Source organism: Flavobacterium psychrotrophum (genome assembly GCF_003403075.1).
Lineage (GTDB): Bacteria > Bacteroidota > Bacteroidia > Flavobacteriales > Flavobacteriaceae > Flavobacterium > Flavobacterium psychrotrophum.
Window position 1 is genome coordinate 2,933,233 of sequence record NZ_CP031557.1, and the last position, 13,433, is coordinate 2,946,665.

At 41.6% G+C, this 13,433-nt stretch carries 3 protein-coding genes; all 3 read right to left on the reverse strand.

Annotated features, from left to right (window positions below):
* Positions 1-118: 118 nt before the first annotated feature.
* Complete coding sequence (locus DYH63_RS12675) at positions 119-4,471, reverse strand: RemA C-terminal-like gliding motility protein (RefSeq protein ID WP_116789158.1); 4,353 nt, start codon at positions 4,469-4,471, stop codon at positions 119-121.
* Positions 4,472-4,690: 219 nt separating this feature from the next.
* On the reverse strand, positions 4,691-7,864 hold the full coding sequence (locus tag DYH63_RS12680) for a beta strand repeat-containing protein (RefSeq protein ID WP_116789159.1): 3,174 nt from the start codon (positions 7,862-7,864) through the stop codon (positions 4,691-4,693).
* Between the two features lie 308 nt (positions 7,865-8,172).
* Positions 8,173-13,305, reverse strand: coding sequence for a T9SS type B sorting domain-containing protein (locus tag DYH63_RS12685; RefSeq protein WP_116789160.1), 5,133 nt, complete (start codon positions 13,303-13,305; stop codon positions 8,173-8,175).
* Positions 13,306-13,433: the final 128 nt, after the last annotated feature.

Genomic DNA, 13,433 nt, shown 5'->3' on the forward strand with positions numbered 1-13,433 from the left:
AATTTAAACTTTGAAAAGAGATTTTTAGATTTTTGAACTCTAAATCAAAATATAAAAACCCCCGGCACCTTAGCACCGGGGGTTCTATATTTTGGGATAACTTTAAGGCTTGCAGCCGTTAGTAAACAATACGCTTAGAAACTTTACCTTTTACGGTATCAATTTCTATTATAAGTACCTGTTTAGCTACGTTAAGGCTGTTTATAACCGTTTCGGTTGCGCTAACGCCTGCTTTGCTGTAAAGCTGCCTTCCGTTTATGTCAAATACATTTACACCATTAATAAGCGTGTTTCCTGTGTTAACACTAATGTTATTGCCTTGTTTATAAACAATTACTGTGTTAGGATCAAGCGTAGGGTTATCTGTACCTAATACTGAGTTTGTATATAGTACTTCAAAGCGGTTCTCAAAAGTACCGGCCTCTGTAGTAAAGGTATAATCGCGGTCGCTTATGTTACGGATGATACCTTCGGCATTATCTTTTAGGTAAATAACCTGGCCTTGTGTAAATACTCCTTCTGCATGGTCAAGGCTTATTGTAAACTGCCCAGCAGTTGCAGCTGTAAAGCCCATAAGCACCACATCTGAGGCATTAAACTCCGGCCTTGCCTGTATGGCCAGTTGTTTATTTTCTGCTATCGAGTATAAAGATAATGTATTACTATCTGTAAGCTTAAGCCCGTCATAACCATAGTCAAGACCTGTAGTACCCTGGTGCATATAAGCAACCATTGCCTGGCTGGCAGTACCGCTTTGTGATTTTATGTTTAACCATAGTTTAGAAGCTACAGTACCCTGAGCTGTTCTAAAGAAGCCTTGTGAAGCTCCCGGCGAAGCACTACGCATACTGTTTGTAAATTTAAGCTGTGGCGCTGTAAGGCCTTCGGCTGTTTTTACAATAAAGCCTTGTCCCTGACTTATTAGCCAGTTACCTGCCTCGGCATCATTACCCTGGTAAAAGTTACCAAGCGTTACAGTACTTGCATCGTCAGGATTAACAGTGTATCCTGCTTTTGTTAAAGTAGCGTAAGATGAAGACTGGTCTCCGTTACGCTTTCTCCATAAATATAAACCTGTACCTAACTGAAGCTTGTCTTCATTTTCAGCAAAGAATTTAGCTACGCTTACAGGCGATGGATATGGGTTACCTACTGCCGTAAAACGATTATTTTGTGTAGAAAGTGCTATTGTTACATCGCCATTGTTTGGCACACCTGCAAAAGTACCATCAAATGCAAATGAAGTATCTCCGCCATTATAACCACCGCGACCATCAGCATTTGGCATACGGATAAGGTAACCTTTAGCAGCATCAAAAGTATTATCGCCAGGTGTTACTGACCAGTAGCCTTCTATAAACTCTGTACCGTTGCTTGCATATCCGTACTCATAAAAACGGTTAGCCGCTGTATTTGGAGAAAAACTAAGAAGGTTTTGTCCTTTTACAGGAGATGACCACAATGTGTAATCAAGCCTGAATAGCGGATTGCTCTTTTTGTGTACCGTTATGTTACTTGTATTCTGAACATTTGCCGATTGAAGTAATGCACCATTATCTTCTACAACAAACTTATCTGCACCTGCTTCGTTTACAATTGTATTAAGCGTAAGTGTTGTACCTGTTGCTACAGTAATTGTTTTACCATTCTTAAGAGTAAGTTTACCCGCAGTAAAAGTACCGTTAACAGCAGTGTTATAATCTGCATTAATTGTTACATCTGTAGCAGCGTTTACAACTGTAGCTGTACCGTTAGGATAAGCAGCCGGTGTCCATTGAGCTGTTGTTTGTCCAGATGGTATTACCCATGTAAGCGAGCCTACTTTTGTAGTTACACTTGTTACGTTAGAATTTGCAGTAGCATTGCTGCCACTATATGCCCTTACACGATAATAATAAGTTGTAAAAGGTGTAAGATTAGTTACGTCATAACTGATTACATTACTAACATCAAGATTGTTGTAGCCTGTTACAAATGACGGTATAAAAGTCGTATTCATAGTATGGCTGCCCAAATAAGTATATGTATTATTAGCATATGATGTCCATTGAGAAGCATAATAACTTGTTGATGGTGCAAGCACATCTGCTTTTCTAACAAGCGTTACATCTTCGCCTCCTTCAATAAGATCAATTTGTACATTGTTTTTGTATAGTGCAATAGGGTCGTTACCATTATAATGAATTACGCGTCCGCCCGGTAATGTATTATAATTAAGTATCAGATTTTTTGTAGACGATATTCCTGATGCGCCATCAGAAGCTATTACATAGGTCTGTCCATGCTGAAGGTTAAAGTTAGGAAGCGGTAAAGTATATTCATTACCATCTCCAAAATCGCCGCTACCATTTAATTGCTGTTTTATAGAATAAGCAGAAAGGTTTACGGTAGCACCGGTTCCATTATATATTTCAAGGGCCTTGTTATTACTTGTACCTTCTACATATTCTGAAAAAATAAGATCTGTTGCGAATGTAGCAGTACCAAAATCAGGATTAGTACTTACGTCAAGCCTGTAGCCGGCCGCAGCCTCAACGGTATTCCAGTTAGCCTGAAAACTCGTCTGCTCTACATTTGTAGCGGCTATAGTAACCGGAGTAGCTATTGCTGATGTTGTAAATGAACGTATAGCTGTACCCGTGGCATAAACTGTACCTGTACCATCTATAGCATAAGCCCTGTAGTAGTAAACTGTAGAAGGTAAAAGACCTGTAAGTTGCTTTGTAAATGTAGTACCAGATACATCTGTTGTTTGCACACGCGTAGCTGTACCACCGGTAATAGCAGCAGATGTAGTAGCATAATCAAAACCATATTCTGAAAAAACAGAACAACCACCGGTTGTAGCAGTAGCCGAAAGTATACCGCTTACAGATGTGATTGTTGATGCTGTTACCGCAACGGTTGTTACCGTACCAGGATTGTTTTCTCCACTACCCAAAACAGGCACGCTAAGCTCTGCTATTTCAGCATCAGCATTAAGTGCTTCCATTACTATAGTACCATTATAGCTTTGTACTGCTGTTGGGGCAAATTTTACATATACAGTAGTTATACTACCATCATAATCTTCTATATCAAGAGTTGGTGTAAACACACCCGCTTCTGTAAGTGAGTAGCTATAACCGTTAACTGCTTTAATTTCTATTATACCGCCTTGTAGATTTGTACTACTAAATGTAAAATTGCTTACAGTAGTAGTATTAATACAAAAACTGTCGAAATTTAGCGATGCATTTTCCAGAACAAGCGAAGGTGCATTAGCATTTAATGTAGTACCTGTAGCGCTGCTGCTAAAAGCGGTTTCAACATTGGCCCCGTTGCGTGCCTTAACAGCAAAAGAATAAGTAGTACCGGCAGTAAGCCCAGTTACTGTTTCTGTACCCCAGGCAGCAAGGGTTTGCCAAACTTCAGTATCTCCTAAAGATCCGTCAGCCTGTACATACTTACCTCCGGCTTCCTGTATTGCATATGTTGTAGCGGTATTGTTGCCTCCGGAAACTACCTTTACATCAAGCGTAGTTGTTGTAGCATTGTTAACCGTAGGTATAGCCGGAGTAAGGGCAAGGGTATAAAAACTAAGTTTGCTGGTACTGTAACCGGTACCTGCAGAGTTTGTAGCATAAGCCCTATAAAAATATTGTGTATTAGAAAGAAGGTTTGTTGTCGTAACGTTTACATAACTAAAATTAGCTGCAAAAGTACTTACATCTGTTCCGCCTGTAATTTTGCTAAAGTTATTTGTACTAAGCACAGGAGTAGTTGTCGAAGAAGTAGTCCATACAAGGCCTTTAGCACTTAGAGCCGCACCGCCTGTAGCACTTACAGTACCTGTTGCAGAAGCATTGTTAGTTGTAATATCGGTAACATCTGTAACATCGCTTACTGTAGGTGCAGTTGATGAACTTGCTACAGTAAGATTAAAAGTAGAACCGTTTCTAAACCTTACTGTACCGGTAGCTGCATTAGCACCTGAAGGTATTAAATAAAGTTTTAGCGTTGTGCCTGCCGCAATAACTACACTACCTGTAAATGTATTTGTAGTAGTATTTGATTGTGAAGCAGTACCAAAATTAGTTAGTGTACCATTATTATTGATATACTTGATGGTAAACTTTGTTCCGCTGGCAGTACCACTTAATGTAGTTAACCAGGTAAAGCTTGTTAGTGTAACATTATAACCTGCATCTGCACTAATGTTAAATGTATAGAACTTGTTACCTGTGTAAGATGCCTCAGGAGAAGCAGTGTTAAAGCTGTTGCCGCTCATAGATCCACTTGCTGAGGCCGATCCTACTCCACTACCTCTAGATGCACTTGTAAAAGTGACACCTGCCGGGTCTGGTGTGTAAGTAGTAGGACTACTATCTAAGTCTCCTAAAGTAATTGTCTGGGCCCACGACCCCATAACTGTAAAAAACAAGACACAAAGAAATAAGTCTCGTCGCATTCGCTGTAAAATTGTCTTCATAAATAGTTTTGATTTAATTTGATTGGAACCTCACAAAGGTCAATTTTAAATACCACCAACTGAAGGAATACATGTTTTGTTTTAGTAATCAATAAGTTACAAATAAATTATCTAAAAGTTAACTGCCTGAATTTTATGTTATGTATTATAAACAAAATACCCCTCCTAATTAGGAGGGGTACCTTTATTAATGCGGCTTAACAGCATTGTAAACAATTGTTAATGCACAATTTTGTTTGTTACCGTTTTGTTATCTGCTGTTACCGTTTTTATGACAAGAACCTGATTAACGGCATTAATATCCGATAAAATAACATCATTAGCATTAAAAGCACCTGAATTAAACAATAGTCTGCCATTAACGTCAAATACAGTTACCGATTTTACAGCAACATTTGCAGATGATATAGCTATCGCTCCGTTTTGCTTATATACCATTACTTTATTATCTGTTAGTACAGCATTAGCTTTTCTTTGTGCGCTTATCTCTGTACTGGTTGTAGTTTCAACAATAACAACATTAGAGTTTACGCTTGCATTGCCGGCTACCGCCCTAACCCTATAGTAATACGTTACGCCAGGGTTTAAGTCTGTAACTATTTGTGTCGTATCAGTTACAGTAAGGTTTTCATAACCCGGTACAAAAGATGATGATACTCCAGAGAATGTATGGCTACCAAGGCCAGATACTGTATCTATAGGTAATACTTCCCACTCACTGTCTAATGTAGGGAAACCCGATGCAGGATTTACTGTAACACCACCCGCCACTGTTGATTTACGAACAAGGGTTTTGTCAAGAGTACTGTTTGCTGTACTTGTCCATGCGCTACCCGGATCTTCGCCTATACGGCCAAAGATGTCTACATTGGCAGTAGTAGATATTTTATATAGTGCAATGGCATCGTCTCCATTAAAGTTTATAGATGCTATAGCAGTAGCAGTACCTGTATAAAGTGTAGCAGCGCTGTTTTTTAGCACAAGAGTTGCACCGTTTGCAAGGCTTCCTGTAAGCTGTACATCATTTGTAGCGGTAGTAGCGCCATTAGCATACAGCCTTACTCTGTAATCTGTAAGGTCTACGGCAGCACCAGTACCATTGTATATCTCTATATATTTGTTAGAGGCAGAACCTTCAACATACTCAGAGAAGAAAAGGTCTGTAGCAAGAGTGGCAGTACCAAAAGTAGCCGATTCGCTAACATCAAGCCTGTAGCTTACTGCACCTTCTACTTCGTTCCAGTTAGCAGTAAAAGTGTCAGATCCTACAGCTGTAGCAGCAACAGCTACAGGAGCAACTAAACTTACAGTTGTAATAGCTACATCTGCGCTATATGAAATATCACCATTGTTTATGGCATATGCCCTTATATGGTAAGTAGTACCGGCTACAAGTTCAGTAAGGTTTACTGTAAAAGCACCTGTACCACTACCTGAATCAACCTGCGTTGTATTAGGAGCAAGAAGCTCTGGAGAAGCTGTTAGGGCATAAACAATACCTCTTTCTAAAACTTCTGAGCAACCTTGTGCGGTTACTTCTGAAAGTATTGTTGAAGTTGAAGATGTAGGAGATGTTACTGATGAAATTACTACTGTAGGAGATGAATTAACACCTGTACCTGTTACAGCAGCAGCAAAACTTGTAGCACCACCGCCGCTTACGGTAATGTTGCCGTTATAAGGGCCAGCCACTACCGGAGCAAACTGCACATATAAATCATGTGTAAAAGTACCACCTGTTTGTGCTACAGTAAGAGAATCTGTAAACGTACCTGTTGCAGTTTCAGAGAATGTGTAACCATCAAGAGGGCCAACAGTAATATCGCCTGCTACAAGATTGCTTCCTGAAATGGTAAACAATACCGGTGTACCAACAGTTTCTATACATACGCTACCAAAATCGGCTAACGCTGTGGCTGTTAAAACAGGCGATGTATTTACTGTAGTGTTTACTGTAATTACATTAGAATTAGTACTTGTAACCGCAGCTGCTACTGCCCTAACCCTGTAATAATATTGTGTACTGGCGGCAAGGCCACTTACAACCTGAGAGGTGCTGCTTACAGCAAGATCCTGATAACCGGGAACAAAAGCATTTGTGCCACCTACAAAGGTATGCATGCCAAGGTTGGCAACGTCATCCAGGTTGGCAACCGTCCACTCAGTTTCCAGTGTAGGGAAACCAGATGCAGGGTTTACTGTAACGCCTCCTGTTACAGATGGTTTTCTAATAAGGGTTTTATCAAGTGTGCTGTTAGAAGGGCTTGTCCAGGCTACACCCGGATCTTCTCCTATTCTGCCAAAGATATCAACATTAGATGAAGTAGATATTTTATACAGAGCTATAGCATCATCTCCATTAAAGTTAACAGACGCTACTATAGTGGCCGCACCCGTATATAATGTTGCTGTAGTATTTTTTAGTACAACAGTAGCACCATTTGCTAATGTACCAGAAAGCTGCACATCATTTGCAGATCCTGTTGCTGCGGTGCTGCCATTAGAATATAGCCTTACCCTGTAATCTCCAAGATTTACAGCTGCACCTGTACCGTTATATATTTCAAGATATTTATTAGTACCAGATCCTTCTACATACTCAGAGAAGAAAAGGTCTGATACTGGTGAAGCACTACTAAAAGATGGTGATGTACTTACATCTAGCCTGTAGCCACTTGCACCTGTTACAGGCTGCCAGTTAGCTTCAAAGCTATTTGCAGTAACAGCTGAAGCAGCAGTAGCTACCGGAGCCGCCAGTACCGGAGCCGAGCTCCATGAAAGCACTACATTATCAAGCGCAATACCGTCTCTGCTGCCAGAACCACTAACTTCAGCATAACTCCAACGGATCCAGATGTTACCTGAGGTATTGTCAAGAGCAGAAAGACTTACATTTGTATAAGGAGTTACAGTACCCTCTGCAATAGTTCCTGAAGCATAAGCACCACCGGTTACTGCTGTAAATCCTGTTGTGGCAGATGTAGTACTAATTTCAAGGTTAAAAGAGTTGCTGCGCGCCTGTTCTCTTATTTTAATTACATCATAAGAAATTACCAGGTTTGTTTTTCCTGTGGTGCCTGCAATGTTAAGCACTACTGATGATGGTGAAAAAGCACTTCCTGATCCCAGGATACCTATCCTTGAACCATAATTGTAATTAGCTCCTGACGTAGATGCAGCAGTACCCACTACCATAGCATTATCTGCTGTAGTGCCGTTGTAAGATGTCCAGCCCGATGGATAGGCCGTACCAGCCGCTCCCGGCGTGGTATTAAAATTTTCTGAATAAGGAGAACTTGCAGGTAAGGTAACCTGTCCCCATGTTGCTGCCGCTGCCATTAGCGCCGACATTGAAAAGACATTGCGTAATGTCTTGCGTAAGATTGTTTTCATAAGGTAATAATTTGATTGGAAACTATTGTTTATCAATAGTATATCAAATTTAGAAAATGAAAACACCCGAGGGTAATTCTTAAGGTTGTGTTACCGTAAGAGGATTATTATTGTTTCTTAACCAGAAGGTTAGGATTATAAAATTTTCGTTAAAACAATAGTATATTGCTGTAAATTAACCATATAGTAATTTTTTTTATTCATTTTTTACAGATTTTATACTTTTTTGAAAGCACATAAAAATGAAGCCCCCGCTGCGATACGGAGGCTTAAAAATCAGAAAACAGAACTATATAAAATTGTGGATGCTAGCGTAATAAAGAGAAATGTGCCTTAAACTCTTTTCTGGTACCGGTAGATGAATCATACAGTACACTAAACCAGTAATCTGTAGCCGGTAGCGGGTAGCCGTTTAATGTGCCATCCCACCCCTGTCCGGCAGGTCTTATAGATGTAATTAATTTACCATACCTGTCATATATAAATATCAGGGCGTTGTACTGACTTTCAAGTCCTTTAATGTTCCAGGTATCGCGGTGTCCATCGCTATTGGCACTAAAAAAACGCGGATAGTTAAGTGCAAAAACAGTAAGCTCTATATAGCCACAGCCGTTTACATCATTTACCCTTATAGTATGCTCACCATCATAAATACCTGTAAAGTAAGCATCATCCTGATATGCTCCGCCGTCCAGGCTATATTCATAGCTTCCTGAACCTCCGGTTACATTTATTTTTATAACCTGGTTGCGGCTAAAGTCGACTCCTACCTCGGCAGTTGCCAGAGCTATTGAAGACAGTCCTACACGCCCGGTAGCCGTTGTTTCACAACCTGATATTTTGTGTGTTGCCGTAACCAAGTATTCCCCCTCTTCCATAACCAGTATTGAAGCCGTGGTGTGAGGCAGTGCATTACCATCTTTCTCCCATACAAAAGTATAGTCAGTATTATTAAGGTTGCTTTGTAAAACTTTAGGGATTGGCACTCCGGTTACATTATCAACACATAAATATATATCTTTTATTACCGGCCTTGGCAGCGCATAAATGGTTATTGTTGTACGCACATCGGCAGTACAAACCGTACCTACAGTATAAACCACTGTTACAGTTCCGGCACGTTTTGGTGTAAGAAGCCCGTTTGCGTCAATGGTTGCATTTGCGGTACTTACAACCGACCAAACCCCTCCTGCAACCGAAGGTGTAAGCTGTAGTGTATCGTCAATACATACGGTAGTATTTCCGGTAATTGTACCCGGGGACGGTGCCGGAGCTGGTGCCGGGTCAATAACCACAGGTCCTGCAGATGCTTTACAGCCCGCAGCATTTTTAACGTATACAGTATAAGTACCTGCTCCAAGCCCTGTAAATGTGATACCTGTCTGGTAAGTAATATCGTCAAGGCTATAGGTATAACCCGCCCCATATGGACTCGTAATTGTTATTTTACCCACAGGGTCTGCACACGTAGGTTGTGTAACCGTATAACGTGGTGCAACAGGCGTAGCCGGCTGCGCGTTTATGCGTTGGGTAATTGAAGATATACATCCTCCCGCATTTTTTATCCTTATGGTATAATTGCCCGGTGGCAGGTTACTATATGTTGTTGTAGCATCATAGATGATGCCGTCAATGCTATACGTTATGCCAGCCCCCACAGGAGCTGTAATTACTATTGTACCAAGCGTGGTACAATCTGGCTGTGTAGTTACTATCGAAGGAGTAGCCGGAGCCGTTGGCGCAGCATCAATTATCTGGACAGTAACAGGAGAAATACATCCACCGGCCGATTTAGCTGTTATATTATAAGTACCCGGTACAACATTAAAAGTTGTAGTGCTAAGATAATTTGTACCGTCTATACTATATGTGTAGCCTGCACCTAACGGAGCTGTAATTACTATTTTTCCGGTTGCTTCTCCACATGCAGGGTTTGTAGGCATTACTGTAGGTGCAACGGGTGTTACAGGCTGCGCATTAATTACCTCAACCTTTACAGGAGAGATACAGCCCGCAGCATTTTTAACCGTAATAGTATAGCGCCCGGCACTAAGTGGCCCGTATGACATAGCAGAACTGTAGTTGATACCGTCAATGCTGTAAGTAAAACCGGTTCCTGAAGGTCCTGTAATTACTAAACTTCCGGTTGCAACCACACACGTAGGCTGTGTAACGGTTACTAACGGCGCGGCAGGTCCTGCCGGTGCAGTGTTTATTACCTGAACTGTAGCCGGAGATATACAACCTGCGGCGTTTTTAACGGTTACATTATACGTGCCAGAACCTACATTAAAGGTTGTGGCAGTAACATAATTAATACCATCTATACTATAAGTTAAGCCTGTACCTGTCGGGGCTGTAATCACAATGGTGCCCTGAGTTGTACAGGTAGGATCTGTAGGTATAAGTGTAGGTGCAACGGGAGCTGTTGGTGCGGCATTTATAACCTGAATTGTAGCAGCAGATATACAACCCGCTGCGTTTTTAACGGTTACATTATAACTTCCCGTCCCTACGCTAAACGTAGTAGTAGCTACATAGTTAGTACCGTCTATACTATAGGTTAAGCCCGCCCCTGTTGGAGCTGTAATTACGATACTGCCTTGCGTATTAGTACACGTTGGCTGTGTTGGGGTTACTGTTGGCGCGGCAGGTGCAGATGGTACTGCATTTATTACCTGAACCGTAGCAGCAGAAATACAACCCGCTGCATTTTTAACCGTCACACTATAACTTCCCGGCCCTACGCTAAACGTAGTGGTGGCTACATAGTTAGTACCGTCTAGACTATAGGTTAAGCCCGCCCCTGTTGGGGCGGTTATTACAATACTGCCCTGTGCGTTTGTACACGTAGGCTGTGTTGGGGTTACTGTTGGCGCAACAGGCCCTGGCGGTGCTGCATTTATAACCTGAACCGTAGCAGGAGAAATACAACCCGCTGCATTTTTTACCGTTACGTTATAGCTTCCCGGTATCCCTACGTTGAACGTAGTAGTTGCAACATAGTTAGTCCCATCTATACTATAGGTTAAACCCGTGCCTGTTGGAGCGGTTATCACGATGCTGCCCTGTGCGTTTGTACACGTAGGCTGTGTTGGGGTTACTGTTGGCGCAGCAGGTGCAGATGGTACTGCATTTATTACCTGAACCGTTGCCGGAGATATACAACCTGCGGTATTTTTTACCGTTACGTTATAGCTTCCCGGTATCCCTACGTTGAACGTAGTAGTTGCAACATAGTTAGTCCCGTCTATACTATAGGTTAAACCCGTGCCTGTTGGTGCGGTTATCACGATGCTGCCTTGTGCGTTTGTACAGGTAGGCTGTGTTGGAGTTACTGTTGGCGCAACAGGTGCAGATGGCGCTGCATTTATTACCTGAACCGTTGCCGGGGAAATACAACCCGAAGCATTTTTTACCGTTACATTGTAACTACCAGGCCCTACGCTGAACGTAGTGGTTGCAACATAGTTTGTACCGTCTATACTATAGGTTAGACCTGTGCCTGTTGGTGCGGTAATTACAATGCTGCCCTGTGCATTTGTACAGGTAGGCTGTGTAGGGGTTACTGTTGGAGCGACAGGTGCAGCTGCGGCTGGATTTATTAATTGTGTAGTAACCGGAGAAATACAACCCGCGGCATTTTTTGCTGTTATACTATATGTACCTGCCCCTACTGTAAATGTAGTTGTAGAAACATAATTAGTACCATCTATACTATAGGTTAAGCCTGCGCCTGTTGGAGCAGTAATTACAATACTACCCAGTGTTGTACAGGTAGGATCTGTAGGGGTTACTACGGGAGCGGTTAAAGTTGCACCTGTTGTAAGCAATGCAGCATCAGAATACAAAGTACAGGTTGTTGACGTAATTTCGCAATAATACTGGTTCTGGTCAAATGATGCCGGTATATTACTAACCGTAAATGTTGCTGTTGTAGCACCTGCATAATTAGTACCATTTGTAACATTTACCCAGTTACCACTACTATTTAATACTTTCCATTGATAGGTATATCCAGTACCTGTAGCTACCGATGTACTAAAGGTTGCTGTACCGCCCTGGCAAACCGACTGGTTAGAGGGTGACGTAATTGCAGGTACATTACCCGGAGTAGGATTTGCAGTATGCATACCAAGGTTTGAACAATATTCGGTAGGACTTGAAATCCAGTCACTCGCAGAAAAGTTTATATTAGGTGCAACTGCATTTGGCCTTCGAATCATTGTATACCCTCTGTCTGCTTCAGAATTACCTATTGGTGCTGTAGTCACATGGTCTATTAGCACACCATTTTTTCTAAGCCTGAAAGCATCTTTACCATTAAAACCACCCATGTAAGTATCATAAGTAAGTGTTCTGGCATAAAGACAATCAAAAGCATCACCCCCTGCCCTCACCAAATGGGTTTGGCCAGGACCAACAGAGCCTAAAAGTGTAATATTATATCCCGGAGTGGAAAGATTATCAAAATCGCCAAAGCGCTCTAATGTATATTCACCATTAAATGTAACTGTATTGGCTCCCGGGTTGTATATTTCTACAACTCCCGGATCGCCAGCATATTCATCATACAGTTCTGAAATATAAATTTCTGCGCTGGCACATTGGGGTGTTAATACTGTAAAAGTTGCAGGAGACTCACTTAAACAACCATCTGAAGCCCTTACAGATATCGGTCCTGTTGCAGCACCCTGAGGCACAACAGCCCTTATTTGTGTATTTGAGATTACCGTATATGTTGCTGCCGTAGTTCCAAACAGTACCGCCTGTGCACCGGTAAAACCATTTCCGGTTATGATAACAACAGTATTATCCGGCCCCGTTGCAGGTGTAAACGATGTTACGGTAGCAGTATTACAATTAGAATAAACCCTGCCATTCAGGGTAAAATCGTCAAGGCGTATATTACCGCCTGTGCCGCCGGTTAAGGTTAGCACTACTGATACTGTACCCGTTAGACCCGTTACTGGGTTACTTACCGGTAGCGATGTAGCTCCTGCATTAGCGCCTGATCCTGAAGTTAGTCCACTACCTACGGTAATGCTATTTATAGCCATCGACCAGTTTGCTGGCCCTGAGTTGCTTTTTCTTGTCCAGAAATTAAAAGATGTAACATCCACAGCAAAACCAGGAGCAACATTAAAAGTTAGCGTAATAGTAACTGCTCCTGTTGGCGTAACAGCCTGTATGGCCGATGCTGTGCCGCCACTACCATTACCGCTGGACCAGGAACCAGGAACAAGATTATTTGTCCATGTAGATCCTGACAAATGTGATTCTATAGTTACAGGTGCTACCCTATACGGATACGTATTTATGGTAGTCGTACCAAATTCATGTCTATAAATTTGTGCCTTTAAATTACTTACAGTAAAAACAAGGCACACTACTGCCAGCAGAAATTTCGAGTAAAAATACTTCGGGTATTTTTGGGTCATCAGTTATAAATGTAACAGGTTTAACAAGGCAAAGTTATAATCTTATACAATTTAACCTAATTTTAAGAAGTTAAATTATAATCTTTTGTATGTAAAATAATTGTAAAGTGCTATAAAACAGAAAATGG

What these genes read in the sequence shown, in the direction of transcription:
- DYH63_RS12680 (WP_116789159.1), bottom strand. Translation starts at nt 7,864, where the DNA reads ATGAAAACAATCTTACGCAAGACATTACGCAATGTCTTTTCAATGTCG.
- DYH63_RS12675 (WP_116789158.1), bottom strand. Translation starts at nt 4,471, where the DNA reads ATGAAGACAATTTTACAGCGAATGCGACGAGACTTATTTCTTTGTGTC.
- DYH63_RS12685 (WP_116789160.1), bottom strand. Translation starts at nt 13,305, where the DNA reads ATGACCCAAAAATACCCGAAGTATTTTTACTCGAAATTTCTGCTGGCA.